The organism is Streptomyces sp. HUAS 31 (genome assembly GCF_028198125.1).
GTDB lineage: Bacteria > Actinomycetota > Actinomycetes > Streptomycetales > Streptomycetaceae > Streptomyces > Streptomyces chartreusis.
Genome location: NZ_CP116353.1, coordinates 1,547,163 through 1,572,678 on the forward strand (window position 1 = coordinate 1,547,163; position 25,516 = coordinate 1,572,678).

A 25,516-nucleotide genomic window follows, 5' to 3' on the forward strand; every position below is an offset into this window, starting at 1 on the left:
CCGGCCCGGCGCTCGTCTTCGTCCATCGCCATGCCTTCTCAGTGGGAGCGGGCCTCGGTCGTCCAAAGCGAAAGGTCGCTGCTCGTCGCCACGGCGATGGTCCGGCCGGAGGGTGAGAAACCGGCTGCCCGGAGTTCGGAGTGGTTCGAGTGGAAGATGTGCCACCACCGCTCACCGTGTGGGCCGGGGTGGGGCAACCCGCCGTCACCCGACAGCAGGACTCGCTCGTTCGGCCAGGCCGGGGCGACGACTTCAAGGGTCCAGCCGTCCTCGGTGGTGGTGTGAAGCCCGCCGCCGAAGAGCCCGGCGATGCGTACGCGACTTCCGGCGACCGGCCCCAGCCCGGGGCAGGACAGATCGGCGACGGCGTCGGGCGTGCTGTCCACCGGATCGGGGGCCCGATTCCTGGCGATCTTCTCCCCCGTGACGGCGTCGAAGAGCCCGTGACCGTCGTGGGAGACGACCATCACCAGGTCACGGCCGCTGTCCGGATGCGACGCGAAGCCGATCCCGAGGAGTCCACCGACCGGTTCGAAGGCAACGCGCCGCCAGGGCTCCGGCGCCGGCACAACCGGAGCCGCCAGCAGCCGGTCCCGCATCGCCTGCTGATACGCCGACAGCTCAGGCTCAGGCTCACGCTCCGATTGCTCGACCGGAGCAGCCTTCTTGATCCTCACGGGCACCAGCCTCGCCCCACCTCCCGCCCACATCCACTGAATATCGCCGTCCGCCCTCTTGGAACCGTCCACCTCATGCCCAACACTGAGCCGATGACGCAGCGTGTGGAACTAGCCACCCTGAGGGATCGGTTGGCGGTCGACGAAGTGATCACCGACTACGCGGTGGCCGTGGACGACGGCGACTGGTCGCTGTACCGGAGCCTGTTCACCCCCGACGGGCGCGCGGACTACCGCTCGGCCGGCGGCATCGAGGGGGACGCCGGCAGCATCGCCGCATGGCTCGCGGAGAGCCTGCGGTTGTTCTCGATGCGCCAGCACCTCATCGTCAACCGCCGGGTCCGCTTCGGGCCCCTGGAGCAGGACACCGGCGACACGGCCCGGGTGCAGGCCGACTACGTCAACCCGATGCGGTTCGCGGCGGACGGCGAGGGCTCCGCGGCGCCCGACTTCGTGTGCGGCGGCCGGTACGCCTTCGGGCTGCTGCGCACGGACGACGGCTGGCGGCTGCGCGAGGTCGTCGTCCAGGAGAAATGGCGCCGGCTGCCCGAGCGGACCGCCCCGGCGGTGATCGACTGAGCGGACGCCCACTGTCCCACTGTCAGTGCCTGTGAGCACACTGGAAGCACGACGAGGTGGGTAGGGAGGCCGCATGGAGACGATCAGCGACTGGCTCGCCTCACCCTGGCGGCGCTCCACCGCCGCCGTCCTCGCGGGTGCGCTGCCCGTACTCGCCTTCCCGCAGCCGTCGCTGTGGTGGTTCGCCTACGTCGCCCTGGTCCCGTGGATCGCACTCATCCGCACGGCGCCGACCGGGAAGCGGGCGCTGCGCGACGGCTGGTGGGGCGGCTTCGGCTTCATGCTGGCGATGCACCACTGGCTCCTCCCGAACCTGCACGTCTTCACGTTCGTCATCGCCGGCCTGCTCGGCGCGCTGTGGGCCCCCTGGGCCTGGCTGGTGCGCCGTTTCCTGGGCGCGCCCAGGCCCTCCCCCGGCCGGGTGGCGGCGGCACTGGCCGTCCTGCCGTCCGGATGGCTCATGATCGAGCTCGTCCGTTCCTGGCAGGGGCTCGGCGGCCCGTGGGGTGTGCTGGGCTCCAGCCAGTGGCAGGTCGAGCCCGCTCTGCGGCTCGCCTCGGTCGGCGGGGTGTGGCTGATCAGCTTCCTGGTGGTGACCGTGAACGTCGCGGTCGCCGTGCTGGTGACGGTGCGCACGTCACGGGTCCCCGCGGTGGCCGGTCTCGCCGCCACGGCCGTGGCCACCTCGGCCGCCTGGGTGTGGTCCCCGCGCCCCGACGTCCACGACCGGGTCCGGATCGCCGTGGTGCAGCCCGGAGTCATCCTGGGCGGCACGGACGGCCCCGACCGGCGCTTCGACCGCGAGGAACAGCTCACCCGTGAGCTGGCGGGACAGGACGTCGACCTGATCGTGTGGGGCGAGAGCAGCGTCGGTTTCGACCTCGGCGAGCGTCCCGACCTCGCCCGGCGGCTCGCGGCGCTCTCGCGGGAGACCGGGGTGAACATCCTGGTCAACGTGGACGCCCGGCGCTCCGACAGGCCCGGCATCTACAAGAGCTCCATCCTCATCGGCCCGGACGGCCCGACCGGCGCCCGCTACGACAAGATGCGGCTGGTCCCCTTCGGGGAGTACATACCGATGCGCTCGATGCTGGGCTGGGCGACGTCCGTGGGCAAGGCGGCCGACGAGGACCGCAGGCGCGGCACGCGTCAGGTCGTGATGGACGCCGGGCACGGGCTGCGGATCGGCCCGATGGTGTGCTTCGAGTCCGCGTTCTCCGACATGAGCCGCAACCTCGCCGACCACGGTGCCGAGGTGCTGGTCGCCCAGTCGGCGACGTCGACGTTCCAGCAGAGCTGGGCCCCTGAGCAGCATGCCTCGCTGGCCGCGCTGCGCGCCGCAGAGACCGGCCGGCCGATGGTGCACGCGACGCTGACCGGCGTCTCCGCCGTGTACGGCCCGAGCGGGCAGCGCATAGGGCCCTGGCTGGGGACGAGCGCGAGCACGAGCGCGGTCTACGAGGTGCCGCTGTCCACCGGTGTCACGCCGTACGTCCGCTTCGGCGACTGGCCGGTGTATGCGGCACTGCTGATCATGGCCGCGTGGTGCGTGAGCGAGGGCGTCCGGACACAGCGGCCCCGGTTCAGGCGGTCCGCTCCTGAACCGCACGTACGACCCGCTCGCACAGCTCATGGGTCGCCAGCGCGTCCCGGGCACTGAGCACCTTGCCCGCGCGCACGGCGTCGAGGAAGGCGAGCGTCACCTGCTCGATGCCGCGCTGCCGGGCCACCGGCACCCAGTCCCCGCGCCGTCGCACGGTCGGCTGGCCCTTGTGGTCGACGACCTCGGAGAGGTTGAGGACCTGACGCTTGGTGTCCTGTCCGGACACCTCGAGGATCTCCTCGGCCGAGCCGCTGAGCCGGTTCATCACGCCGAGCGCGGTGAAGCCGTCCCCGGCGAGCTGGAGCACGACGTGGTGCAGCAGCCCGTCCACGACGCGGGCCCGCACGGTCACGTCGTCGACCGGGCCGGGCGCGAGGAAGCGCAGGGTGTCCACGACGTGGATGAAGTCGTCGAGGATCATCGTGCGCGGCTCTTCCGGCAGCCCGATCCGGTTCTTCTGCATCAGGATCAGCTCGCGCGGATGATCGGCGCACTGCGCGTAGCCGGGGGCGTAGCGCCGGTTGAAGCCGACGGCGAGGCTCACGTTCCGCTGCTCGGCGAGGGCCACCAGCCGCTCGGAGTCCGCCAGCCGATAGGCCAGCGGCTTGTCGACATACGTCGCCACGCCGGCCTCCAGCAGCCGGGTCACGATCTCCGGGTGGGCGCCGGTGGGCGCGTGCACGAACGCGGCGTCGAGGTCCTGGGCGAGCAGTGAGTCGAGGTCCTCGTGGCGCTGCGCGGCGGGCAGGTGAAGGCCGTCGGCGACCCGGGCGAGCGTCGCGGGCGTACGGGTCTGAAGGTGCAGTTCGACCCCGGGGAGGCCGCCGAGCACCGGCAGGTATGCCTTCTGCGCGATGTCGCCGAGTCCGATGCAGCCGACCTTCACGGGGTTGTCTCCTCTAGCTGTTGCCGGACGGGCCGGCGGTTGCCTGCCGGGTCTTGTCGGCAGCATACGGCGCCTGCGGCGGCCGCCAGTCGGCGATGCCCTCGAAGCCCCGCAGGAACAGCAGCGGCGCGGCCTTCGACACCGCGGCCAGCGCCGTGTTCCGTACGGCGATCCCGGCGCGGCCGGTCATCATGTTCAGCCGGCCGACGCGGACGGCCTGGCGTGCGACGGCGGTCGTACGCGGCAGGCGGGCCGCGGTGTAGCCGGCGAGGTCGGCGCCGTGGTGCGCCAGTACGACGGCGTCCTCGATGGCCTGGTTGCCGCCCTGCCCGAGCGTCGGCGGCATCGCGTGCGCGGCGTCCCCGACCAGGGCGACCCGGCCGCGGTGGAACGCGGGCAGCGGGTCGGCGATGTGGTGGACGTCGTGGCGCAGGACGTCCTCGGGGCGGGCGGCGGCGAGGATCGCGGGGATCGGGTCGTGCCAGTCGCCGTACCGGCGCAGCAGTTCGGCCCTCTCGTCGTCGGGGGCATGCTCTCCGGCGGGCGTGACGGCCGCGGCGTAGGCGTAGACCCGTCCGTCCTTGAGCGGGTGCGAGCCCCAGATACGGCCCCGGCCCCAGGTCTCGTGCGAGGCGAACCGCGCGCCGGGCACGGGGATGACGACCCGCCAGGTGGTGAACCCGGAGTAGACGGCCCCGGGGTGGTGCGGGAACAGCGCCCGCCGTACGGCGGACCGGATGCCGTCGGCGGCCACCACGAGGTCGGCCTCCAGTTCGCCGTCCGGGGTGCTCACGCGCGCGGGACGATCGACGTCGCCCGGGTCGGCGAGCCTCGCGTCGGCCCCGGTGCGGACGGCCCCGGACGGGAGCCTTGCGGCGAGGCTGTTGATGAGGGTGGCGCGGTGCAGCAGGACGAGGGGGCCGCCGAAGCGGGCGGCGACGGCGTCGGCGTCCGTGCGGGAGAGCCAGCGTCCGGAGGGGGTGCGCAGGCCTCCGTCGCCCTGCCAGGCCGCGAGGTCGCGGATCTCGTCGCCTACGTCGATGACGTCCAGTGCGCGCAGGGAGTTCGGTGCGAGGGAGATGGCCGCGCCGACGGGTTCCAGGGACGGCGCGCGCTCCAGCACGGTGACGTCCCAGCCGCTGCCGCGCAGTGCGACCGCCGCGGTCAGGCCTCCGATGCCGCCGCCGATGACGACGGCCCGCCTGGACTGTGCCATGGGTCCTCCTGAGAAAACTACAGGTGTAGTGCCTTCATGTGCCGACTGTACTACAGACGTAGTGAGGGGAGTAGGTTGATCTCCATGTCCGAACGCACCACGGGCGCCTCGCGCGCCGATCTCGTCGCCGACACCGCCCTCGCGCTGCTCGCCGAGCGCGGGATGCGCGGGCTCACGCACCGGGCGGTCGACGAGACGGCCGGGCTGCCGCAGGGCTCGACGTCGAACGTGGCGCGCACCCGGCAGGCACTGCTGGAAGTGACCGTGCGCAGGCTCGCCGACCGAGAGGCGAAGGTCCTGGCCCTGGAGGAGATGCCGGACCCGCGCGGCGGCCTGGACTCGCTGGCCGACGGGCTGGCACTGGCCACGCACCGCTCCCTGACCCGCAACCGCGAACTGACCCTCGCCCGTTACGAACTCGCCCTGGAGGCCACGCGCCGCCCCGAGCTGCGCGCCTACTTCGACGCGACCGGCGCCCGCTTCCGCGACCAGCTTTCGGCCCTGGTGACCGCCCTGGGCTCGACGGCCCCGGCCCGGCACGTGCTGTCGCTGGTCTCGTGGGCGGACGGGCTGATGTTCAACTGTGTGGCCGGGTCCTTCAACGCGGAGGCGCCGAGCCTGGACGAGGTGCGGGCGGGGCTGCGGGAACTGCTCGGCGGGATGTTCGACGAGCCTTCCGAGCCCGCGAAAACTGCTGGTGAGCCAGGGTGAGTTGAGCGACGATGCGGGCATGACGACAGAACGCGACGAGCCCGCGACCACCGCCGACGAGCGCACGATGCTGGAGGGCTGGCTGGACTACCACCGTCAGACGCTCGCGTGGAAGTGCGAAGGTCTGACCGACGCCCAGCTCAGGACCGCGTCCGTGGAGCCGTCCGAGCTGTCCCTGATGGGGCTGGTGCGGCACATGGCGGAGGTGGAGCGCGGCTGGTTCCGTCAGGTGCTCATGACCGACGACGCCGGACCGATCTACGGCACGGAGGAGGACCCGGACGGCGAGTTCCATCTCACCGAGGCGGACACCTGGCAGGAGGCGTACACCACCTGGCAGGCCGAGATCGACATCGCCCGGCGCAACGCCGCCGGATTCGGTCTCGCCGATCTCTCCAAGGGCCGGAGCCGGCGCAGCGGAGAGCAGTTCAACCTGCGCTGGATCTACACCCACATGATCGAGGAGTACGCCCGTCACAACGGGCACGCCGACCTGATCCGCGAGCGCCTCGACGGCGCGACCGGCGACTGACGTCAGCCGGGGCGGGCCCGCGCCGTCCGTACGGGGCCGGAGATCACCCGTGTGGACCAACCTCTGCTTGTCCGCTGTCCCAACGGGCGGACGACCCAGCAGAGTTGCGCGCGTGCATCGAACGACGACCACCGCAACGCTCCTGGTCACCGTGGCCGTCTCGGCCCTCGGCGGCTGCACGACGGTCCAGCAGCCGACGGCTCCCGGGACACCGTCGGCGCCGTCCCGGCCGCCGGTTCCGGGGGCGGGCGTCCATACCGACCCCAAGGTCGTGCAGGCGCCGGCCCGCGAGGCCCTGACCCTCGTCGACCCGTCCCGGAGCCCCGACGCGGCGCCGTCCGACGCACACACCGCGTCCCCCACGCCCCCGGCACGGCCGACGCCGCCCCCTCGCACGCACTCCCCCGAACGCCACCAGGACCGGCGGGAACCCGGCCGCCCGCACTCCGACGACCGCGGGCCGGAACGGCCGGCCGCCCCGGTCCCGGACCTGTCGCAGTCGCTGCCCGAGGAGGTCCGGGGCAACGGCGACATCTGCGAGTTGGGCAGGAAATACGGCGGCTGGCGGCCGGACAGCCCGGAGTCGCAGATCTGCGACAAGACGTACGGACGCTGAGGGCCTCGGACCCACGCCCGCTAGACGCCCTCCCCCAGCCGACCCTCCAGCCTCAGAATCCCCGCCCGCACGCCGTCCCCGTAGCTGTCGTCCCCCAGCACACCCGCCGCTCCCCGTGCCCGTCGCAGATGGGCGATGGCCGTCTCCGTGCGTTCGAGCTTCACGTAGTCGGCCGCCAGGTTCAGATGCAGCGAGGGATACAGCGCGCGTACGGCGACCGCGCCGCCCGCACCCTCCGCCGCCTCCAACGCCCGTAGATCCCAGGCCAGTTCGTCCAGGGGGTCGTCCTGGGTGTCGGCCAGGTAGTGGGCCAGCGTGCACCGGTGCAGCGGGTCGGCGCCCTCGCCGAGCTCCGCCCACAGGTCCAGCAGGCGGCGCCGGGCCTCCTCGCGGTCCCCGGCGTGCAGGAGCATCACGACCTGCCCGATCCGCGTCAGCACCGCGTCCGGCGCCGTCTGCCCCTGTCGCTCCGCCACCGCGTCCTCCGGCCCTCGTCGGCTGGTCCCACCCGACGCTAGCCGCCCCCACCGGCATTCCCGGTCAGGCGGCTCCGTACGGGACCGGGCCGACCCCTCGACCGACCGGCCCGGCGAGCGGGAGGCCGGTCAGCCCAGGTTCGGGATGCGCCAGTCGATCGGCTCGTGGCCCTGCTGAGCCACCGCCTCGTCGATCTGGGTGAACGGGCGGGACCCGAAGAACTTCTTCGCCGACAGCGGCGAGGGGTGCGCCCCCTTCACCACCACGTGCCGGGTCTCGTCGATCAGCGGGAGCTTCTTCTGGGCGTAGTTGCCCCACAGCACGAACACGGCCGGGTCGGGCCGGCCTGCGACGGCCTTGATCACCGCGTCGGTGAACTTCTCCCAGCCCTTGCCCTTGTGCGAGTTCGCCTCGCCGGAGCGGACCGTCAGCACCGCGTTGAGCAGCAGGACGCCCTGCTCGGCCCACGGCATCAGATAGCCGTTGTCCGGGACGGGGTGGCCGAGCTCCTCCTGCATCTCCTTGTAGATGTTGCGCAGCGAGGGCGGCGTCTTCACCCCGGGGCGGACCGAGAAGCACAGGCCGTGGCCCTGACCCTCGCCGTGGTACGGGTCCTGGCCGAGGATCAAGACCTTCACCTTGTCGTACGGCGTCGCGTCCAGCGCCGCGAAGACCTCGTCGCGCGGCGGGTAGACGGGACCCTTCGCCCGCTCCTCCTCGACGAACTCCGTCAGCTCCTTGAAGTAGGGCTGCTGAAGCTCGTCGCCCAGAACCCCGCGCCAGGACTCGGGCAGCATGGCGATGTCGGTCACGTCAACTTCCTCACGGTGTACGGCAGACGATGTGCGGTCCACGACCAGCGGTCGCGTCCAGGCATCAGAACCTACAGGCGGCCACTGACAATCGCCCCGTGGACCGCACATCACGGTCTGCCACCCCCCGGAGGGAGCTCCCTACCAGCTGGTCTTGCGGGACAGCTCGCCCATCATCATGATCGTCGACGGGTCCAGTGCCCGCTCCGCACCGGAGATCTCGGCGCTCGCGGCCACGTACTGGCGGCCCTGCCACAGCGGCAGCAGCCGCGCGTCGTCGACGAGGATGCGCTGGGCGTCCTCGAAGTCCTTCACGACGTTGGCCCGGTCGCTCTGTGCGCGGGAGTTGGGCAGCAGGTCCTCGGTGATCCTGGGGGTCACGTAGGGCGTGCCGAGCGCGTTCTGCTCGCCGACGAACGGTGCGATGAAGTTGTCCGCGTCCGGGAAGTCGGGGAACCAGCCACGCCCGAACACCGGGTACTCGCCCTTCTGGTAGCCGGTGACGTAGTCCTTCCAGGGACGGCTCTTCAGAGTGATCTCGAAGAGGCCGGAGTCCTCCAGCTGGCTCTTCAGCTCCTCGAACTCCGCCTTGGTGGCGGAGCCGTAGCGGTCGCTGGTGTACCAGAACTTGAGCTTGACGGGGGTCGAGATGCCCGCCTCGGTGAGGATCTTGCGGGCCTTGGTCGCGCTCGGGTCGCCGTAGTCGTCGAAGAAGCCCGTGGTGTGTCCCGTCAGGCCCTTGGGGACCATCGAGTACAGCGGCTCGACGGTGTCCTTGTAGACCTTGTGGGCGATGGCCGGGCGGTCGACGACCTGGGCGACGGCCTTGCGGACCGCGGCCTTGCCGGCCATCGGGTCCTTGGGGTTGAACACCAGGTAGTTGATCTCGGTGCCGGAGCCCTCGATCATCTGGAGCTCGTCATCGTCGTCGGCCTGGATGTCGACGACGTCGTCGGCGGCGAGGCCACGGAAGGCGACGTCGAGCTTCTTGTCGCGCAGCGCGCTCACCATGGTGGGCGAGTCCTGGTAGTACCGGATCGTCACGGCGCTGTTCTTGCGCTCGGCGAGGCCGTCGTAGCTGTCGTTCTTGACCAGCTCGGCCGTCTTGCCGTCGTCGTACGAGGACAGGGTGTACGGCCCGGAGCCGACGATCGTGCCGTCCTCACGGAGCTTGTCCGCGGGGTAGTCCTCGGGGTCGACGATCGACATCGCCGGGGTGGCGAGCACGAACGGGAAGGTCGCGTCGGCCTTGTTGAGGTGGAAGACGATCTCGCGGTCGTTCAGCACCTGGACGCGTTCGAGGCTGCCCAGCAGACCGGCGGGACCGCCGTTGACGTTGATCTTCCGGATCCGGTCGATCGAGTACTTGACCGCCTTGGCGTCGAGCGTGTGCCCGTCGGAGAAGGTCAGCCCCTCACGCAGCTCGCACTGGTACTTCGTGTTCGAGTTGTCGGTGAACCGGCAGCTCTCCGCGGCATCCGGCTCGGGGGCGCTGGCGCCCGAGGGATAGCTCAGCAGTGTCTGATAAATGTTGCGGAACAGTTCCCAGGAGCTGTCCCACGACGCGGCGGGATCAAGGGTGCTGGGGGCTGCCGTCGTCCCCACCATGATCGGTCCCTGGTCCTCCGTCGAGTCGGACGAAAGGACACCACAACCTGCCACCAGGGACGATATGGACGCGATGGCCGCCACCTGCCGCAGGCGTCGGATCCGGTTGAACACGCGCACGCTCCTCGATCTGCCATACCAAGGGTCGGCAGACGATACCGCAGTGTTCCGGCCGTGGGACCTCCTGTCTCGTAGTGCACTTGTTCGTTATTTAGATGACTACGTTGTCAATGTTTAGTGATCTTCCGGTACGTCGACACGGGCGCCGCTGATGTCCAGCGGCGCCCGTGTCGAGTGGTGTCGAAAGTCGTGTCCCGCGGGTCAGCCGACGCCCGCGTTGAGGAAGATGCCGCCGTCGACGACGAGCGTCTGTCCGGTGACCCAGTCGGACTGGTCCGAGGTGAGGAACGCGGCGGCGCCGCCGATGTCGGAGGGGACGCCGAGCCGGCCCAGCGGGTAGGACGCGGCGGCCTCCGCCTCCCGGCCCTCGTACAGGGCCTGGGCGAACTTGGTCTTCACCACGGCCGGGGCGATGGCGTTGACCCGCACCTTGGGCGCGAACTCGTGCGCCATCTGCTGGGTGAGGTTGATCATCGCGGCCTTGCTGACGCCGTAGGCGGCGATGAACGGCGAGGGCGCGATGCCGGCGACGGAGGCGATGTTTACGATCGCGCCGCCGTTGTCCTTCTGCCAGGCGTGCCAGGTCTTCTGGGCGAAGCCCAGGGCCGAGATCACGTTGGTCTCGAAGACCTTGCGGGCCACGTTCAGGTCGAGGTCGGCGAGCGGCCCGAACACCGGGTTGGTACCGGCGTTGTTGACCAGGTAGTCGACCCGGCCGAAGGCCTCCATGGCGCGCTCGACGGCGACGGCCTGGTGGGCCTCGTCGTGTGCCTTGCCGGCCACGTAGACGGCGCGCTCGGCGCCGAGTTGCTCGACGGCCTCCTTGAGGGCGTCCTCGCCCCGGCCGGTGATGACGACGCGGTCGCCGCGCGCGACGAGCGCCTCGGCGACGCCGTAGCCGATGCCGCGGCTGGCGCCCGTGACCAGGGCGACCTTGCCGGAGAGTGCAGGCAGTTCAGTCATGTCGGTGTCTCCCTCAGCCCTAGTCGAGCGGTCCGCCGGCGACGTACAGCACCTGGCCGGAGACGAACCCGGCCGCCTCGCCCGTGAAGAAGGCGATGGCGTTGGCGATGTCGTCGGGCTCGCCCACGCGGGCCACGGGGATCTGGGTGGCGGCGGCGGCCTTGAAGTCCTCGAAGCCCATGCCGACGCGGTCGGCGGTGGCCTTGGTCATCTCGGTGGCGATGAAGCCCGGGGCGACGGCGTTGGCGGTGACGCCGAACTTGCCGAGCTCCTTGGCGAGGGTCTTGGTGAAGCCCTGGAGGCCGGCCTTGGCGGCGGAGTAGTTGACCTGGCCGCGGTTGCCGAGCGCGGAGGACGAGGAGAGGTTGACGATCCGGCCGAAGCCGGCGTCCACCATGTGCTTCTGGCAGGCCTTGGACATCAGGAAGGCGCCGCGCAGGTGGACGTTCATGACGGTGTCCCAGTCGGCGACGCTCATCTTGAACAGCAGGTTGTCGCGCAGCACGCCCGCGTTGTTGACCAGGATCGTCGGGGCACCGAGCTCCTCGGCGATCCGCGCGACGGCGGCCTCGACCTGCGCCTCGTCGGAGACGTCGCAGCCGACCGCGATGGCCTTGCCGCCGGCCGCGGTGATCTTCTCCACGGTGTCCTTGCAGGCGGCCTCGTCGAGGTCGATCACGGCGACCGCACGGCCCTCGGCGGCCAGCCGTACGGCGGTGGCGGCGCCGATCCCCCGCGCGCCGCCGGTGACTACGGCGACCCGCTGATCAGTGGTGGACATCAGAGACTCTCCTCGGTGAGCGACCGCTTAGTACCTTCGATGGACGTGACGCTAGAAGTCCTGGCACGCGGTGTCAACGGTGGCCGCGCGCATGTGATCCATTACCTGATCCGTCACTTCACCAACAGCTCCAGCAGCCGTTCGGCCTCGGCCGCCGGATCCGAGGTGAGCCCGGTGTGCACGGGGCCCGGCTGCACGACCGTGGAGCGGGGCGCGATGAGCCAGCGAAAGCGCCGCCCGGCGTCGTCGCCGGCCGCCTGTCCCGCCTCCTCGCTGCCGCCGCAGACCCGCTCGACCGCCCCGAGCGCGGCCCGGATGCCGGCCACGTCGGCGTCCGGGTCGAGGGCGAGCAGCCGCGCCTCGTCCAGGTGGGTGCGGGCACCGACGTAGCCCTGGGGCCGGCAGTACACCAGCACGCCCGCGTTGATGCACTCGCCGCGTTCGACGCGGGGCACGACGCGCAGGAGGACGTACTCGAAGACGTCCCGGTCGTTCGACTCGCTGCCCCGGATGATGTGGCGCTCGACCACATGGCCCGCCATGTGAATGTGTCGCTCGCTCACTTGCTCTCCTCGATTCCGGTGACGCGCTCGTGGATGCCGGCGGCGCGGGCCAGCAGGGGTCCCGCGTAGGCCCGGCGGAGGTCGTCCGGGGTGTCGAAGCCGGGCTCCTCGGCCAGCCAGGCGTCCGGGACCTCGGCGGTCACCTCGGCGAGCAGTTCCTCGGTGACCAGCGGCGCCAACTCGGCGGCGGCGGCGCGCACTTCGGGTGCGAAGGAGGCGAGGGCATGGTCGGAGGCGTCGTAGGCGCGCTCCGCCGAGGCCTGTGCGCCGGGCCAGTTGTGGTGCCAGATCATGGTGGCGCCGTGGTCGATGAGCCACAGGTCGCGCCGCCACATCAGCAGGTTGGGGTTGCGCCAGGAGCGGTCGACGTTGTTCACCAGCGCGTCGAACCACACGATCCGGCCGGCCTCCTCGGCGCTCACCTCGAAGGCGAGGGGGTCGAAGCCGAGCGCGCCGGAGAGGAAGTCCATCCCGAGGTTGGTACCGCCGCTGGACCTGAGCAGGTCCTGCACCTGCTGGTCGGGTTCACCGAGCCCCAGCACCGGGTCGAGCTCGACGGTCACCAGCCGGGGCACCCGGAACCCGAGCCTGCGGGCGAGTTCGCCGACGACGATCTCGGCGATCAGCGTCTTGCGGCCCTGTCCCGCGCCGGTGAACTTCATGACGTACGTCCCGAAGTCGTCGGCTTCGACGAGTCCCGGCAGTGAGCCGCCCTCACGCAGGGGCGTGATGTAGCGGGTCGCGATGACTTCCTTGAGCATCGCCCCAGGTTACTGGCGCGGGGAGGGGGCGGGGGCGGCCCCGGCGGGCGGCGGTGCGTCGGCGTCGACAGCGGATCGACAGCTCCGGACAGTGAACCGACAGCTCCGCTTTACCCATCTCCCGGCCGGACCGGGTCAGGATTTCGACATCGTCTGAACAGCCGGTCCCAAAGGACCGTACCTCTCGGCAGATCACGAATGACGGGAAGGAACGTCAGCATGACCAGCGAATTCGTTCAGCCGGTGTCGGGACCGAGCCGCCGTACCGTCGTGGCGGCGGTCGGCGCGGCCGGGCTCGCCGCTGCGCTGACCGCGTGCGGATCGGACGACGGGGCGTCCGACTCCTCCACCGAACAGGGTGCCGCCGGCGGCGGCGCGACCACCGAGTCGGGCGGCGGCTCCTCGGCCGACGCCGGCGCGGGAGGTGCGGCGCTCGCGAAGACCGCCGACATCCCGGAGGGCTCGGGCAAGGTCTTCAGCGACGAGAAGGTGGTCGTGTCGCAGCCCGCGGCCGGCGACTTCAAGGCCTTCTCGACGATCTGCACCCACCAGAACTGCCCGATGACGGACCTGAAGGAGGACACCCTCTCCTGCGCCTGTCACGGCAGTCAGTTCTCCGTCCTCGACGGCAGCGTGAAGAAGGGGCCCGCGACGCAGCCGCTGGCCGCCAAGCAGATCAGCGTGTCGGGCGACTCGATCACGCTGGCCTGACCGGCGGCACCGAACGGGCTCAGGCCCCGCTCGGACGCGCGAAACACCCCAGCACCTCGTCCGTGGTCGCGACCGTGGCGACCAGTGCGAGGGTGTGGCTGATCATCGCGGGGGTGTAGTCGGAGGGCACTCCCGCGATGGCGTCCGTGGGCACGACGGCCGTGTAGCCGCGGTTGACGGCGTCGAACACGGCGTTGGGGATCGCGACGTTGGCCGAGACTCCGGTGATCACGAGCGTGCGGCAGCCCAGGTTGCGCAGCAGCGCGTCGACATCGGTGCCCTGGATCGGCGACAGCCCGTGCAGCCGCCGTACGACGAGGTCCTCCTCGGCCACCTCGATCGGCTCCGCCACGCGTACCGCGTCGGTGCCGGTCAGCTGTTGGACGGGGAGGCGTTCGGCGGCTCGGAAGAGGCGGGCGTTGCGGTTGGCGCCGCGGCCGTCGGGGCGGCGTTCGGCGATCGCGTGGATCACCTGGACGCCGCTCGCGCGGGCCGCGGCCACCAGCCTGGCGACGTTGGCGAGGACGCCCGAGTCCCGTGCCTCCTTGGCGAGTTCGGGCAGAGCGCTGTCCGGTCCGACGACGCCTTGCTGGCATTCGACGGTGAGCAGGACGGTGGTGGCGGGGTCGAGAGTTGCGCTGAGTCGGTCGTTCGACGGCATGGGGTCCCCCTGTGCCCGACGGCGGCGTGGCCGGCGAGCGTAGCCATCAACGCGCAAGGACGGAACCACCATTGCGCGTGGACGGAAGACGACTCATCCTTTTCTGACGTGATGTCAGAGGATCTCTCCTCTGGCACGACGTGAGAGAAGAGGGGGACGTATGACCGTCACTCAGCGCCGGGGCCGGAAGATCATGATGACGCCCGGTGAGCTGGACGAGTTCCTCACCGAGCAGCGCACCTGCCGGGTCGCCACCGTGTCCGCCGACGGCTTTCCGCACGTCAGCGCCCTGTGGTTCGCCTGGGACGGCGACTCGCTGTGGCTGTACTCGGTCGTCCGCAGCAAGCGGTGGACGGACCTGCGGCGCGATCCGCGGGTCGCGATCGTGATCGACACGGGTGAGGAGTACGAGCAGCTGCGCGGCGTCGAGCTGTCCGGCACCGTCGACTTCGTGGGCGAGGCACCGCGCGTGGGCGAGCTGCGCGCCGAACTCGACGTGCCCGAGACGCTGTTCGCCCGCAAGAACTTCGGCCTCGACGAGATGCCGCACGACGGCCGGCACGCCTGGATACGGCTGACTCCCGAGAAGATCGTGTCCTGGGACTTCCGGAAGCTGGGGTCCTAGCGAGGATCGGGTTCCACGCGAACGGGGTCGGGCTCGGCTCGGCGGAGGCCTGGATTCAGCCGACCTTCTCGGCCGCCGTCCGCAGCGCCTGGACCGCCGCCCGGATCGACGGGCGGCGGTCGGCGTCGGCGCGCCACACCGCGTAGACGTAGCGGTGGACGCGGTTGCGCACCGGCACGGCCCGCACGCCCAGCGGCATCGGGTCGCGGCCGAGCCTGGGCGCCACGCACACCCCCAACCCGGCTGCGACCAGGGCGAGTTGGGTGTGGTGTTCCTCCGCGCGATGGGCGATCCGCGGCTCGATCCCCTTGGTCCGCAGGGTGTAGAGCAGCCACTCGTGGCAGAACTCGCCCTCGGGCCAGGCGACCCACTCGTCGCCCGCGAAGTCCGCCAGGTCGACCTCGCTCCGGTCGGCGAGCGGGTGCCCCTCGGGCATCGCGATCTCCACGCGGTCGTCGAGGATCGGCGCCTTGGCGAGCCCTTCCGGCATGGGCAGCGGCTTGTTGTACCAGTCGAGGACGACGGCCAGGTCGGCGTCGCCCCGCAGCACTGCGGCGACCCCGTACTCGGGCTCCAGCTCGCGTGTCGTCAGGCGCAGCGCCGGATGGTCGGTGCGCAGCGCGGTGAGCGCGGCCGGGAACAGCCCTCGCAGGGCGGTCGGGAAGGCGACCAGCCGCAGCTCGCCGACCACCTGACCGCGCTGTGCCTCCAGATCGGCCTGGGCGAGCTCGACCTGCGACAGGATGCGGGCCGCGTGGTCGGCGAGCAGCCGCCCGGCATCGGTGAGCCGTACGCCCCGGCCGTTCTTGGCCAGGAGCTGCTGGCCGACCTCCCGCTCCAGCTTCGACATCTGCTGCGAGACGGCCGACGTCGTGATGTGCAGCCCCTCGGCGGCGGCGCTGACCGAGCCGTGCCGGGCGAGGGCGTCGAGGGTGCGCAGGCGCTCCAGGTTCAACATGTAAGCAATGCTACGAGATATCGTGCGCGAAATCTCGATTGTGCTACGAGGTTGATGACGGCAGGGTTGCTGCCATGACCACCGTCACCGCCTCGCGCGACGCGGCCGGGCCCGCGTCCGCGTCCTCCGTCCGATCTCGCCCCCGCGGCCGCCTCGACTGGCGGCTGCGCTTCGCCGCCCTCTCCCTGATCTGGGGTTTCAGCTTCCTGCTCATCAAGGTCGGCACCGACGGGTACGCGCCATTCCAGGTCACGCTGGGGCGGCTGGTGTTCGGTACGGCGGTGCTGGCGGCCGCGATGGCGGTGAAGCGGCAGCGGCTGCCGCGCGGGGTGCGCACGTGGGGGCATCTGGCGGTGGCCGCGTTCCTGCTGAACGCGCTGCCGTTCTCCCTGTTCGCGTACTCCGAGCTGACCATCCCGTCCACGCTTGCGGGCATCTGCAACGCGACGTCGCCGCTGTGGGGCATGGCTCTGTCGATGGTCGCGCTGTCGGAGGACCGGCCGACGCGGGTCCGGGTGGCCGGGCTCGGCATCGGGTTCATCGGGGTGCTGACGGTGCTCGGAGCCTGGCAGGGCTTCCACGGGCTGGACGCCACGGGTACGGCCATGGCGCTGCTGGCGTCGTTGAGCTATCCGATCGGCTGGATCTACGTCCGGCGGACGCTGGCCGGGGCCGGGGAGTCGCATCTGTCGTTGACGGGGGCGCAGTTGTTGCTGGCGACGGTTCAACTGGCCGTTGTCACGCCGTTGTTCACGTCCGTGCCGACGTCGTTCCCTCTCGTGCCGCTGTTGGCGATCGTGGCACTGGGTGCTCTCGGGACGGGGCTCGCCGTGCTGCTTCAGTACGGGTTGGTCGCGGAAGTGGGGCCGACCACGGCTCAGATGGTCACCTACTTCATTCCGGTCATCGCCACGGCCGCGGGGGTTGCCGTGCTCGGTGAGTCCCTCGCCTGGACGACGCCTGTGGGGGCGGTGATCGTGCTGGCGGGTGCGGCGCTCACCCAGGTGCGGCGGAGCGGCTGACGGGAGGGGGCGCGAGGATCGTGGGCGGCTGCGGGTCGGATGTTGCTGGTCGCGCAGTTCCCCGCGCCCCTTCGGGGTTGGCTTTCGTCCCCGCCGATCAGACGTAGCTTCTTGCCGGGCCCGGGCCCACCGCCGTTGCCACCGCGGCTGCCAAGGGGGCGGCCTCCGCCTCCGTGAGGGTCGAGGTGGTGACGCGGATTCCGGGGGGTGAGCTCGTGCGGAAGCGGGCCCCGGGGGCCACCGCCCAACCGGCGTGGAGCAGCCGGGCCACGGCGCCCGTCTCGTCGGGGACCGGGATCCAGACATTGAGGCCGCTGCGGCCGTGGGCCCTGACGCCATGCTCTGCCAGTGCCCGGATCAGCAGGTCCCGGCGTACGGCGTAGGCCGCCGCCACCGCCGCCGGGTCGACCGCGCCGTCGCTCCACAGCCGCACCACGGCCCGCTGCATCAGCCGGCTGACCCAGCCGGCGCCGAGGCGCTGCCGGCCGCGCACCCGGTCCACCGTCACCTCGTCCCCGGTGAGCACGGCGAGCCGCAGGTCGGGGCCGTACGCCTTGGCGACCGAGCGGACGAAGGCCCAGTGGCGGGTGGTGCCGGCGAGCGGGTGCACGGGGAGGTCGACGATGCCGTAGCCGTGGTCGTCCTCGATCAGCAGGATCTCCGGGTGCTGCCGCAGCACGGAGCGCAGGGCACGCGCGCGCGTGGAGCTCACCACGGCTCCGGTGGGGTTCTGCACGCGGTCGGTCACGATCAGGGCGCGGGCCCCGGAGTCGAGGGCCCGCCGTACGTCGTCGGGCAGTGGCCCCTCGTCGTCGACCCCGACGGGGACCGTGCGCAGGCCGAGTGCCGGGATCAGGTCGAGCAGGCTGCCCCAGCCGGGGTCCTCGACGGCGACCGTGTCCCCCCGTTCGAGATGGACCCCGAGCACGCGCTCGATGGCGTCGAGCGAGCCCGAGGCGACGGCGAGCGGTCCTTCCGGTACCCCGTCGGCGTCCAGGCGGGCGCGGGCGATGCGCGCCAGCTCCGGTTCCACGGGTTCGTCGCCGTAAAGCACCGGTTCCCGGTCGGCGAGCTCGGCAGCGGCCGCGAACGCCTTCGCCAGGGACGGCAGCAGAGCGGGGTCCGGGTTGCCGCTCGCCACGTTCCGGACGCCCTCGGGCACGTCCACCCGGACGGACTCACGCCCCGTCGTGGCGGGTCTCGGCCGCACCCGGCTGCCGCGCCGGCCGGCGGTCTCGATCACTCCGCGCTCGCGCAGGACGCGATAGGCGGCGGCGACCGTGTTGGGGTTCACTCCCAGGTCGGTCGCCAACTCCCGCATGGGTGGGAGCAGTTGGCCGGGCTCCAGGTCGCCCGAGCCGACCGCGCGCTCGACGCTGGCCGCGATCTCAGCTGCGCGACGCCCTTCGATCCGATAACCTTCTAGCACAAACCACATTATGTACTAGTGCAATGGAGAGCGCAATGCAGGGGACCGAGGAACCGACGTCGCAAGCCGCCGCCTACACGCCGACCGACCGCACCGTCCCCACCCGCTCCGCGGAGCGCGCGGCGTACGACAAGGAACTGGTGCACTCGATACTGGACGAGGCCTACGTCTGCCACCTCGGCTTCGTCCGCGACGGCGCGCCCGTCGTGCTGCCCACGCTGTTCGGCCGCGTCGGCGAGACGCTCTACGTCCACGGCTCCACCGGCTCGCGCCCGCTGCGCATGACCGGCCAGGCGGACCCCGGTCTTCCGGTGTGCCTGACGGTGACGCATGTCGACGCGCTGATCCTGGCCCGCTCGGCCTTCCACCACTCGATCAACTACAGGTCCGTGGTGGTGCACGGCACCGCGTACGACGTGACGGACCCGGAGGAGAAGCGCACCGCCCTCGACGCGCTCGTCGACCACGTGGTGGCGGGCCGGTCCCGTGACTCCCGGCCCGCCAACAAGAAGGAGCTCGCCGCCACCGCCGTGATCCGCCTCGACCTGAACGAGGTCTCCGCCAAGCTGCGCACCGGCGGTGTGAACGACGAGCCCGAGGACCTCGCCCTCGCCCACTGGGCCGGCGTCGTCCCGCTGCGCAAGGGCTACGACGCGCCGATCAGCGACCCCGACCTGGCCCCCGGCACCGAAGTCCCCGGCTACCTCGCGGACCTGTGATGCTGATCCACCCCTGGGACGCGCCCCACGACGACGCCGAGTGGCAGCGGTGGCTTGACGACCACGACTTCGGGCAGCTCGTGGTCAACGGCCTCGACGGCGAGCCGCCGCACGTCCAACCGCTCCACTTCGCGTTCGACGCCGAGACCGGCGAGGTCGTCACGCATCTGGCGCGACCCAACCCGATGTGGCCGGCGTTGCTGGCGAACCCCGAGGTCGTGCTGAGCGTGGTCGACGACTACGTGTACGTGCCGGGCCCATGGCAGGCCGGTCCGGAGCAGCCTGCCGAGCACGGCGAACCGACCAGCTTCTACGCGGCGGTCCAGCTCCGGTGCCGGGCGCGTGTCGTCGACGACCCGGCCGGGAAGGCCGAGCTCCTCAACCGCCAGGTCGGTCACTTCCAGCCGGAGGGCGGTTCGGCGGAGGTGGGGGTGGGCCTGGCACCGTACGGCAGGCTGTTGTCCGGCATCCGGGGGCTGCGGCTGCAGGTCACCGGCGTGCGGGCGAAATTCAAGTTCGGGGGCCGACGGACGGCGGAGGTCCAGGACCGGATCGCGGGCAATCTGGCCGGGCGCGGCGGGCCGCGTGACGCGGCGGCACGTGAGCACATGCTGCGGCGGCGCCCCGCTTGAGGGGAGTACCCGAAGCAAGGGGACAAGGGGTCCCGCACCGGTGAGGTGCGGGACCCCTCGGCGTCAGGCCGACATCGGTTCGCGCTCCCGCTCCTTCTCCCGCCGCGCCCCGCGGGTCTCCGCCACCGCGAGGCCCGCGACGGAACCGAGCATCAGCAGGGTGCCGACGAGGGTCGGAGCGGTCAGGTGCTCGCCGAGCAGGACGACGGCCAGCACCGCGGCACTGACCGGCTCCAGCAGCATGATCACGGAGACGGTGGCCGACCGTACGGCGGCCGCGCCCGCGAAATAGAGGGCGTACGCCAGAGCCGTGGGGACGGCCGCGATGTACACCAGCAGCCAGACGAGCCTGATCGGCTCGGGGGTGTGCGGCAGCAGCCCCTCGACGAGGGCGAGCGGCAGCAGGCACAGGCTGGTGACCGCGAAGGCCCACACGGACGTCTCGGCGGCGTCCGCCCCTCCGTCGCGGCCCCACTTGCGGGTCAGCAGGGTCATCACGGAGTACCCGGCCGCGGCCACCAGGGCCAGGAACACGCCCCACGGCCGTACGGTCGCGCCCTCGCCGCCGAGTGCGAGCACCGCGAGCCCGGTGAGCGCGCCGGCCACCGCCGCGACACCGCCGCGACCGAGCCGCTCCCCCAGCGTCAGCCGGGCGCCGAGGGCGATGAAGACGGGGCCGGCCCCGAGGGTGACGACCGTGCCCACGGCGAGACCGGTGGCCTCCACGGCCGCGAAGTAGGCCGTCTGGAACACGGCGAGCCCGATGCCGGTGGCCCCGGCCCGCAGCGCCTTGCGGGCGAGTGGCTCGGAGACGGTGCGCCGGGGACGGGGCCGCAGCAGGCGCACGGCGAGCAGCAGCACGAAGCCGACCGCGCAGCGCCAGAAGGACAGGGCGATCGGCCCCATGTCGCTGGTCCGGTAGACCAGCGAGGCGGCGGCGCCCGCGGTGCCCCAGGCGGCACCGGCGATGATCAGGTAGATGAGGCCTCGCCCGATGGGCAGGCCGGAGAGTGGTGTGTTCGACACGAGTGTTTCTCCGCAGACATGCAGAAGCGCAGGGAGGAGCCCGGTTCAGCGGGGTCCATGGACTTCGTCCGCGGGCAGCACCGTTGCGCCGTGCGGTGCGCGGGGTTCAGTTCCCGTCGGGCACCGAGGCTCGGCTTTTCCGGAGGCCCGCCTCAGGCGGCCGGAGGCGGAAGAACGAGTGTCGAAGGCATGATTGCGCAGCCTAGGCGACGTTTCCGCGGGCGGACAACTCACGCTCGGGTCCACCACTGGCGACCGGTTCGACCGAGGTTTTGGCGGGCGCCGACGACTGGGCGATGAACGCCCCGGCGAGGACGACCGCGCCGCCGACGATCTGCGGCGCCGACAGGTGCTCGCCGAGCAGGAACCAGGCGAGGACGGTCGCCACCACCGCTTCGAGGCACGCGACGACGCCGGCGACCTGCGGCGACAGCCGCCGCACCGAGACCACGCCGGTGACGTACGCGAGGATGGTGGCGACGAGCACGATCCAGGCCAGCAGCAGGCCGGCCGAGACCGGGGTGCCGTCCATGTCGGCGGTGCCCGCGAGGACCGCCCAGTCCATGTTCCAGGGGCGGGCCACGACGGTCAGGACGGCGGCGCCGACCAGCAGGCCGTACGCGATGACGCCGAGCGGGTCGGGTGCCCGCTCGCCGGAGTCGCTGCCCTGGTCCGACAGGACGAAGTAGCCGACCTGGCAGCAGGCGGCGCCGAGCGCGAGGAGCAGTCCGAGGGCGTCGAAGCTCAGGCCCGCCCACACCTCGACGACGCAGGCCAGGCCGCCGACCGCGAGGATCACGCCGACGGCGGCCGCACGCGTCACCGGCCGCCGCTGGACGAACCGCACCCAGCCGAGGACCAAGGCGGGCGCGAGGTACTCGACGAGCAGGGCGACACCGACCGGGATGCGGGAGATCGAGGCGAAGTAGAACGCCTGCACACCGGCCACGCCGAGCAGGCCGAACCCGGCGAGCAGGGCGGGGCGCTCCCGCAGCAGCCCGCGGTGGCGCACGGCGAGCGGCAGCATGACCAGCGCGGCGCCGGCCACCCGCAGCCACACCACGTGGAGCGGGTCGAGCCCCGCCTCGATCAGCGGCTTGGCCGCGACGCCGGAACCCCCGAAGGCGAACGCGGATACGACCGCCAGACCGAGCCCGAAACCCTTGCCACGGCCCACCTGGCCGCTCTGAGACTTGCGCACCGGCACATGATGACAGGCGATGACAGCAGCGTCACCCCCGTTGACACCTGTCTCGCGGTATGGACGGTCCGCGGGGCGGGACGGAGAGGAAATAGGCACGGCTCACCCCGGTTCCGGAACCCGCCGGCGTTTCGGGGTCGTGGATCGCGGGGCGCGGGGTCTCGGGTCGCGCCAGCCGGTCGTGGATCGCCGGTCATGGTCGCGGGCCGCCGGTCGCGTCAGCGGGTGGTGTCGCCACCGCCGACGTACTCGTCGCGGTGTCCGTCGATGCGGGCGCGCAGGGCGGTCGCGTCGACGCCGGCGCGGTCGAGCACCTCGACGGCGCGGGCCTGGGGGTCGACGACGATCGCCGCGAGCAGGTCGATGCCGCGGGCCCGGATGTCGCCGCGCAGGGCGGCACGTCGGCAGGCCTGCTCCATCGCGCTCGCGGCCAGCGGGGAGAAGCCCTCGCCGTGCAGTACGACGGGGACGGCACCGGAGTCCTCCACGGCGCCCTGCCAGCGCAGGCCGTAGCCGATGCTGCGCTGCACGAGATAGCCGAGCAGCCGGGCGATCTGGGGTCCCTCGCCGAAGACGGCGTACACGTCCGCGTCGTGTTCCAGGAGCGAGTGCAGCAGATGGGCCGAGTCGATCTGCCGGTCCCCGTCCCTGAGCGCCCGGCGACGGGCACCGGAGACCACCGCTGCCAGTTCGTCGCTGAGCCTGGCACCGTCCGCCGGGGTGTCCGGGCGCCGACAGTCCTGTTCCTGGGCCGACTGCCGGGGGATACGGGGTTGCACGTCTCCTACCCCATCAGCCACAGCGAGCCGAGTCATCGCCGAGGGGAAGCATTTTCGCGTCCCACACAGAGTGGACTCCGACGGCCGAAATCTCCTCCTTACGGATGAGATCACGCCGAAAGCCGTCGGGGGCGCGCGCCGCCTTGCGGAGCGCCCTGCACGCAACCGGGGCGCGCCGTGCCACGTCCCACAGGGACATGGAGAGGTGCTGGCTGGTGGCGCTGTCCGCCGTTGACGGCAGACAGTACGTCTACCGGGTGTACGCCCCGGCGGACGCCCTGCTCGCCGACCTGTTCTGGGAGGCGTGGCACTGCCACGACGAGAGCGCGCTGCCGCGGGCGTGGGACCTGTTCGACGCGGCGGTGATACGGCTCGTGAGCTGAGCCCGCGCGGCCCGCGCCCGGAACGGGACCGCACCTCCACAATTCCTGACGGTTCATCAGTATTGAATGTTCGGGCCCCCACGGCTACGTTCCGCGACACCGTAGCCCGAGACGAAGGGGTGGTCGCATGGCCGAAGTCAGCGCGGAGGCACGTATCGAGGCGCCGGCCGAGAAGGTCTGGGCACAGCTGACGGACTGGTCGGCGTACGGCCAGTGGAACGCGACCCACACCAGTTTCCCGAGTGGCGGCCCCGCGGCCCTCGAAGTGGGCGGGACCTTCCAGGAGAACATGAAGCTGATGGGGTTCCCGGCCGAGGTCGAGTGGACCATCGAGGAACTGGAGCCGGCGCGGGTGCTCGCGATCCGCGGCAAGGGCCCGATGGCGGTGACCGTGGCCACGCGCTACACCCTCACCCCGGACGGCGACGCCGCGACGACGGTGCGCATCGACGGGGAGTTCACGGGCGCGGCGGTGTCGTTGATGGCGGGCAAGCTGAAGGACTCGGCGACGGCGGCGCTGGACGAGTCGCTGCGCAAGCTGGCGGGCCTGGTGACCTGAGCGGCCTTGCCCCCACGCCTCACGAAGGAAGGCGCCCCGCGGATCGCTCCACGGGGCGCCTTCGCTTACGGCGGGGAGGCCGCCGGTGCTTCTCAGTCCTCGTCGGCGAGGATCAGGTACAGCTTCTTGCGGGCGTCGTTGATGACGGTCAGCGCCTTGTCGCGCTGGTCCTTGCTGCCCGTCTTCCAGACCTGCCCGAAGGCTTCCATCAGTCCGAATCCGGCCTGACGGATCTCGCCGAGGGCTTCCCAGTCGACACCGCGGGAGGCTTCCTCCCAGGGCGCCTCGGGGCCGGCCTCGGCCGCCTCGCGGCCTGCCTCGGTGAGCGAGAACAGCTTCTTGCCGCCCTCGGTCTCACTGGCGATCAGGCCCTCGTCCTCCAGCAGTTGGAGGGTGGGGTACACCGAGCCGGGGCTGGGCTTCCACGCCCCGCCGCTGCGCTCGGCGATCTCCTGGATCATCTCGTAGCCGTGCATGGGGCGGTCCTTCAGCAGGGCGAGGATCGATGCCCGTACGTCACCGCGCCGCGCCCTCCCTCGAGGCCCTCCTCGACCCCTCGGCCCCCAGGGGCCGGGGCCGAATCCAGGTCCACCGAAACCGGGGCCACCGCCACCCGGACCGAAGGGCCCGAAGGCGCCGCGCAGCTGCTCGAAGCCGCCCCGCCCGCCGTGATGACCGTGTCCACCATGCCCACGCTCGAATCCATGGGAACGCATCGCAATCACTCCATTCCATCGTTGATCTGTCGCGATGCGTCAACGATATATCGGAACCGATCGGATGACAAGGCTCGTCCGAACTCGGACGAACGTGCACGCCAAGAGCCCGACCGTCCAGGGGGGACCCGGATCCGCCCGTGGCGTCAGGCCGGGGTCCCGGGCGGGCGGAGGCTCTGGCGGACCGCTGCGCGCAGCCAGTGGTGGGCGCCGTCGGCGACGTGGCGGGGGTGCCAGGCCATGCCGATGGTCAGGGGCGGCAGGGGCAGGGGGATGTCGAGCAGGTGCAGGCCGAAGACGGAGGCGGGGGCCGTGAGGGGTGAGGGGGCCGCGCCGCCGGATGCCGCGGGGACGAGGCAGACGACGTCGCTGACGGCCGCGAGGGTCATCGCGGCCAGGTGGCTCGGAAGGACGGCACTCACGCGTCGTTCCAGGCCGTGTTCGGCCAGTGCGGTGTCCAGCGGGCCGGTGAAACGGCCACGGCGGCTCACCACGACATGTTCCGCGGCGGCGAGCCTGGCCGGCGTCAGGGGCTTCCGGGCGAGGGGGTGGCCGGGGCGGACGGCGGCCACCATCCGCAGGGACACCAGTTCCTCGACGTGGGTCTCGGGGTCGGCATGGTCGATGGACCCGATCTCCAGGTCGATCCGGCCGTCACGGAGCGCCGGTCCGGCCTCCAGTTCCTCGGCCCGCATCCGCAGCGAGACGCCCGGCGCCTCCTGACGGGCCCGTTCGAGCAGTGCGGGGGCCAGCGCCGCGCCGACCAGGTCGGCTGCCTGAACGGTGAAGGTGCGGTTCAGGGTGGCCGGGTCGACCGCGGTGTCGGGAGTGAGCAGCACCCTGATGCGACGGACCACCGCTGCGGCTTCCTCGCGCAGGGCCAGGGCCCGCGGGGTGGGGACCATCGCCTGTCCGGCCCGGACCAGGAGCGGGTCCCCGAGGATGCGCCGGAGGCGGCCGAGGGTGCGGCTCATGGCCGCCGGGGACGTGTGCAGGCGGGCGGCGGCACGCGTGACGCTCTCCTCGGCCAGCAGGGCGTCCAGCGCGATGGCGAGATTGGCGTCGAGAACCGGCTCCGAACCGCCGTTGAGCTGCATAATTCCACCTCGGACAATGATTGGGTGCTGAAGTTCCCATTGTGGCAATGCCCGGCGGCTTCACAGGATGTGGGTGTTCCGATCCGGCCCCGT

30 protein-coding genes are annotated in these 25,516 nt (G+C 71.6%); 12 read left to right on the forward strand and 18 right to left on the reverse strand.

The features are described from left to right. Positions 1–38: 38 nt before the first annotated feature. A complete protein-coding gene (locus tag PGH47_RS06635; RefSeq protein ID WP_271667997.1) occupies positions 39–599 on the reverse strand; it encodes a hypothetical protein in 561 nt (186 codons plus the stop codon). A 171-nt stretch (positions 600–770) separates the two neighbouring features. Here PGH47_RS06635 and PGH47_RS06640 point away from each other — a divergent pair, with 171 nt between their 5' ends. After that, entirely contained in the window at positions 771–1,256 is a 486-nt protein-coding gene (locus tag PGH47_RS06640) for a nuclear transport factor 2 family protein (protein ID WP_271662676.1), read from the forward strand. A gap of 73 nt (positions 1,257–1,329) precedes the next feature. After that, positions 1,330–2,916: an apolipoprotein N-acyltransferase gene (lnt, locus tag PGH47_RS06645; RefSeq protein WP_271662677.1), complete on the forward strand. Its 1,587-nt coding sequence runs from the start codon at positions 1,330–1,332 to the stop codon at positions 2,914–2,916. Here the strand turns inward: lnt and PGH47_RS06650 are convergent. Together PGH47_RS06650 and PGH47_RS06655 are read right to left on the reverse strand one after the other, a co-directional pair. Beyond that, positions 2,840–3,745 carry a Gfo/Idh/MocA family protein gene (locus PGH47_RS06650; RefSeq protein ID WP_271662678.1) on the reverse strand — a complete coding sequence of 302 codons (906 nt, stop codon included), beginning with the start codon at positions 3,743–3,745 and terminating at the stop codon, positions 2,840–2,842. The two genes, lnt and PGH47_RS06650, sit on opposite strands and share 77 nt — an antisense overlap. Positions 3,746–3,758: 13 nt before the next feature. Beyond that, positions 3,759–4,961 (reverse strand): FAD-dependent monooxygenase, encoded by a 1,203-nt coding sequence (locus tag PGH47_RS06655; protein ID WP_271662679.1) that lies wholly within the window; start codon positions 4,959–4,961, stop codon positions 3,759–3,761. A gap of 84 nt (positions 4,962–5,045) precedes the next feature. Here PGH47_RS06655 and PGH47_RS06660 point away from each other — a divergent pair, with 84 nt between their 5' ends. From PGH47_RS06660 to PGH47_RS06670, 3 genes are all read left to right on the forward strand, one after another. Continuing rightward, on the forward strand, positions 5,046–5,672 hold the full coding sequence (locus PGH47_RS06660) for a TetR/AcrR family transcriptional regulator (protein ID WP_271662680.1): 627 nt from the start codon (positions 5,046–5,048) through the stop codon (positions 5,670–5,672). Positions 5,673–5,691: 19 nt separating this feature from the next. Then, positions 5,692–6,204, forward strand: a complete 513-nt coding sequence (locus tag PGH47_RS06665) for a DinB family protein (protein WP_271662681.1) — start codon at positions 5,692–5,694, stop codon at positions 6,202–6,204. Positions 6,205–6,316: 112 nt separating this feature from the next. Next, positions 6,317–6,820 (forward strand): hypothetical protein, encoded by a 504-nt coding sequence (locus PGH47_RS06670; protein WP_271662682.1) that lies wholly within the window; start codon positions 6,317–6,319, stop codon positions 6,818–6,820. A gap of 20 nt (positions 6,821–6,840) precedes the next feature. Here PGH47_RS06670 and PGH47_RS06675 read toward each other — a convergent pair whose 3' ends face one another. From PGH47_RS06675 to PGH47_RS06705, 7 genes are all read right to left on the reverse strand, one after another. Further along, positions 6,841–7,296, reverse strand: a complete 456-nt coding sequence (locus tag PGH47_RS06675; RefSeq protein WP_271662683.1) for a hypothetical protein — start codon at positions 7,294–7,296, stop codon at positions 6,841–6,843. 129 nt (positions 7,297–7,425) lie between these two features. Next, positions 7,426–8,109 carry a uracil-DNA glycosylase gene (ung, locus tag PGH47_RS06680; protein ID WP_030955015.1) on the reverse strand — a complete coding sequence of 228 codons (684 nt, stop codon included), beginning with the start codon at positions 8,107–8,109 and terminating at the stop codon, positions 7,426–7,428. Positions 8,110–8,250: 141 nt separating this feature from the next. After that, the gene (locus PGH47_RS06685; RefSeq protein ID WP_271662684.1) at positions 8,251–9,831 is read right to left on the reverse strand and encodes an ABC transporter substrate-binding protein; all 1,581 of its coding nucleotides are present in this window, start codon (positions 9,829–9,831) and stop codon (positions 8,251–8,253) included. A gap of 207 nt (positions 9,832–10,038) precedes the next feature. Next, positions 10,039–10,800: an SDR family oxidoreductase gene (locus tag PGH47_RS06690; protein WP_030955013.1), complete on the reverse strand. Its 762-nt coding sequence runs from the start codon at positions 10,798–10,800 to the stop codon at positions 10,039–10,041. A gap of 19 nt (positions 10,801–10,819) precedes the next feature. Continuing rightward, positions 10,820–11,581 carry a 3-oxoacyl-ACP reductase FabG gene (gene fabG, locus PGH47_RS06695; RefSeq protein ID WP_107912163.1) on the reverse strand — a complete coding sequence of 254 codons (762 nt, stop codon included), beginning with the start codon at positions 11,579–11,581 and terminating at the stop codon, positions 10,820–10,822. Positions 11,582–11,694: 113 nt separating this feature from the next. Further along, entirely contained in the window at positions 11,695–12,144 is a 450-nt protein-coding gene (locus PGH47_RS06700) for a DUF3037 domain-containing protein (RefSeq protein ID WP_126902061.1), read from the reverse strand. Then, positions 12,141–12,905 (reverse strand): HipA family kinase, encoded by a 765-nt coding sequence (locus PGH47_RS06705; RefSeq protein ID WP_214333243.1) that lies wholly within the window; start codon positions 12,903–12,905, stop codon positions 12,141–12,143. The genes PGH47_RS06700 and PGH47_RS06705 overlap by 4 nt, the downstream gene beginning before the upstream one ends. Positions 12,906–13,124: 219 nt before the next feature. Here PGH47_RS06705 and PGH47_RS06710 point away from each other — a divergent pair, with 219 nt between their 5' ends. Continuing rightward, positions 13,125–13,616 (forward strand): Rieske (2Fe-2S) protein, encoded by a 492-nt coding sequence (locus tag PGH47_RS06710; RefSeq protein ID WP_093745244.1) that lies wholly within the window; start codon positions 13,125–13,127, stop codon positions 13,614–13,616. Positions 13,617–13,635: 19 nt separating this feature from the next. Here PGH47_RS06710 and PGH47_RS06715 read toward each other — a convergent pair whose 3' ends face one another. Beyond that, positions 13,636–14,277: an isochorismatase family protein gene (locus PGH47_RS06715; RefSeq protein WP_271662685.1), complete on the reverse strand. Its 642-nt coding sequence runs from the start codon at positions 14,275–14,277 to the stop codon at positions 13,636–13,638. 160 nt (positions 14,278–14,437) lie between these two features. Here PGH47_RS06715 and PGH47_RS06720 point away from each other — a divergent pair, with 160 nt between their 5' ends. Further along, positions 14,438–14,902 (forward strand): pyridoxamine 5'-phosphate oxidase family protein, encoded by a 465-nt coding sequence (locus PGH47_RS06720; RefSeq protein ID WP_030959013.1) that lies wholly within the window; start codon positions 14,438–14,440, stop codon positions 14,900–14,902. 55 nt (positions 14,903–14,957) lie between these two features. Here PGH47_RS06720 and PGH47_RS06725 read toward each other — a convergent pair whose 3' ends face one another. Beyond that, entirely contained in the window at positions 14,958–15,860 is a 903-nt protein-coding gene (locus PGH47_RS06725; RefSeq protein ID WP_271662686.1) for a LysR family transcriptional regulator, read from the reverse strand. A gap of 74 nt (positions 15,861–15,934) precedes the next feature. On the opposite strand from PGH47_RS06725, the gene PGH47_RS06730 reads away from it, so the two are divergent. Beyond that, complete coding sequence (locus PGH47_RS06730) at positions 15,935–16,882, forward strand: DMT family transporter (RefSeq protein ID WP_271662687.1); 948 nt, start codon at positions 15,935–15,937, stop codon at positions 16,880–16,882. A gap of 97 nt (positions 16,883–16,979) precedes the next feature. On the opposite strand, the gene PGH47_RS06735 is transcribed toward PGH47_RS06730, so the two are convergent. Further along, positions 16,980–18,311 (reverse strand): aminotransferase class I/II-fold pyridoxal phosphate-dependent enzyme, encoded by a 1,332-nt coding sequence (locus PGH47_RS06735; protein WP_271662688.1) that lies wholly within the window; start codon positions 18,309–18,311, stop codon positions 16,980–16,982. A 35-nt stretch (positions 18,312–18,346) separates the two neighbouring features. Here PGH47_RS06735 and PGH47_RS06740 point away from each other — a divergent pair, with 35 nt between their 5' ends. After that, on the forward strand, positions 18,347–19,030 hold the full coding sequence (locus PGH47_RS06740; protein WP_271662689.1) for a pyridoxamine 5'-phosphate oxidase family protein: 684 nt from the start codon (positions 18,347–18,349) through the stop codon (positions 19,028–19,030). Beyond that, a complete protein-coding gene (locus PGH47_RS06745) occupies positions 19,030–19,662 on the forward strand; it encodes an FMN-binding negative transcriptional regulator (RefSeq protein ID WP_271662690.1) in 633 nt (210 codons plus the stop codon). Before PGH47_RS06740 ends, PGH47_RS06745 begins: the two co-directional genes overlap by 1 nt. Positions 19,663–19,725: 63 nt before the next feature. Here the strand turns inward: PGH47_RS06745 and PGH47_RS06750 are convergent, their stop codons facing one another. From PGH47_RS06750 to PGH47_RS06760, 3 genes are all read right to left on the reverse strand, one after another. After that, a complete protein-coding gene (locus tag PGH47_RS06750) occupies positions 19,726–20,688 on the reverse strand; it encodes a DMT family transporter (protein WP_271662691.1) in 963 nt (320 codons plus the stop codon). 202 nt (positions 20,689–20,890) lie between these two features. Continuing rightward, positions 20,891–21,895 carry an EamA family transporter gene (locus tag PGH47_RS06755; RefSeq protein ID WP_271662692.1) on the reverse strand — a complete coding sequence of 335 codons (1,005 nt, stop codon included), beginning with the start codon at positions 21,893–21,895 and terminating at the stop codon, positions 20,891–20,893. Positions 21,896–22,107: 212 nt separating this feature from the next. Continuing rightward, positions 22,108–22,668 (reverse strand): Clp protease N-terminal domain-containing protein, encoded by a 561-nt coding sequence (locus tag PGH47_RS06760; protein WP_271662693.1) that lies wholly within the window; start codon positions 22,666–22,668, stop codon positions 22,108–22,110. 215 nt (positions 22,669–22,883) lie between these two features. On the opposite strand from PGH47_RS06760, the gene PGH47_RS06765 reads away from it, so the two are divergent. Continuing rightward, positions 22,884–23,051 (forward strand): hypothetical protein, encoded by a 168-nt coding sequence (locus tag PGH47_RS06765; protein WP_271662694.1) that lies wholly within the window; start codon positions 22,884–22,886, stop codon positions 23,049–23,051. A 127-nt stretch (positions 23,052–23,178) separates the two neighbouring features. Then, positions 23,179–23,610, forward strand: coding sequence for a type II toxin-antitoxin system Rv0910 family toxin (locus tag PGH47_RS06770; RefSeq protein ID WP_150504350.1), 432 nt, complete (start codon positions 23,179–23,181; stop codon positions 23,608–23,610). 92 nt (positions 23,611–23,702) lie between these two features. Here PGH47_RS06770 and PGH47_RS06775 read toward each other — a convergent pair whose 3' ends face one another. Beyond that, a complete protein-coding gene (locus tag PGH47_RS06775) occupies positions 23,703–24,326 on the reverse strand; it encodes a PadR family transcriptional regulator (RefSeq protein ID WP_107912176.1) in 624 nt (207 codons plus the stop codon). 146 nt (positions 24,327–24,472) lie between these two features. Further along, positions 24,473–25,423, reverse strand: a complete 951-nt coding sequence (locus PGH47_RS06780; RefSeq protein WP_271662695.1) for a LysR family transcriptional regulator — start codon at positions 25,421–25,423, stop codon at positions 24,473–24,475. Positions 25,424–25,516: the final 93 nt, after the last annotated feature.

Coding starts and splice junctions, on each gene's coding strand:
- PGH47_RS06725 (WP_271662686.1), bottom strand. CDS start 15,860: ATGTTGAACCTGGAGCGCCTGCGCACCCTCGACGCCCTCGCCCGGCAC.
- PGH47_RS06665 (WP_271662681.1), top strand. CDS start 5,692: ATGACGACAGAACGCGACGAGCCCGCGACCACCGCCGACGAGCGCACG.
- PGH47_RS06770 (WP_150504350.1), top strand. CDS start 23,179: ATGGCCGAAGTCAGCGCGGAGGCACGTATCGAGGCGCCGGCCGAGAAG.
- lnt (WP_271662677.1), top strand. CDS start 1,330: ATGGAGACGATCAGCGACTGGCTCGCCTCACCCTGGCGGCGCTCCACC.
- PGH47_RS06730 (WP_271662687.1), top strand. CDS start 15,935: ATGACCACCGTCACCGCCTCGCGCGACGCGGCCGGGCCCGCGTCCGCG.
- PGH47_RS06655 (WP_271662679.1), bottom strand. CDS start 4,961: ATGGCACAGTCCAGGCGGGCCGTCGTCATCGGCGGCGGCATCGGAGGC.
- PGH47_RS06640 (WP_271662676.1), top strand. CDS start 771: ATGACGCAGCGTGTGGAACTAGCCACCCTGAGGGATCGGTTGGCGGTC.
- PGH47_RS06720 (WP_030959013.1), top strand. CDS start 14,438: ATGACCGTCACTCAGCGCCGGGGCCGGAAGATCATGATGACGCCCGGT.
- PGH47_RS06705 (WP_214333243.1), bottom strand. CDS start 12,905: ATGCTCAAGGAAGTCATCGCGACCCGCTACATCACGCCCCTGCGTGAG.
- PGH47_RS06660 (WP_271662680.1), top strand. CDS start 5,046: ATGTCCGAACGCACCACGGGCGCCTCGCGCGCCGATCTCGTCGCCGAC.
- PGH47_RS06715 (WP_271662685.1), bottom strand. CDS start 14,277: ATGCCGTCGAACGACCGACTCAGCGCAACTCTCGACCCCGCCACCACC.
- PGH47_RS06775 (WP_107912176.1), bottom strand. CDS start 24,326: ATGCGTTCCCATGGATTCGAGCGTGGGCATGGTGGACACGGTCATCAC.
- PGH47_RS06690 (WP_030955013.1), bottom strand. CDS start 10,800: ATGACTGAACTGCCTGCACTCTCCGGCAAGGTCGCCCTGGTCACGGGC.
- fabG (WP_107912163.1), bottom strand. CDS start 11,581: ATGTCCACCACTGATCAGCGGGTCGCCGTAGTCACCGGCGGCGCGCGG.
- PGH47_RS06710 (WP_093745244.1), top strand. CDS start 13,125: ATGACCAGCGAATTCGTTCAGCCGGTGTCGGGACCGAGCCGCCGTACC.
- PGH47_RS06635 (WP_271667997.1), bottom strand. CDS start 599: ATGCGGGACCGGCTGCTGGCGGCTCCGGTTGTGCCGGCGCCGGAGCCC.
- PGH47_RS06780 (WP_271662695.1), bottom strand. CDS start 25,423: ATGCAGCTCAACGGCGGTTCGGAGCCGGTTCTCGACGCCAATCTCGCC.
- PGH47_RS06740 (WP_271662689.1), top strand. CDS start 18,347: ATGCAGGGGACCGAGGAACCGACGTCGCAAGCCGCCGCCTACACGCCG.
- PGH47_RS06745 (WP_271662690.1), top strand. CDS start 19,030: ATGCTGATCCACCCCTGGGACGCGCCCCACGACGACGCCGAGTGGCAG.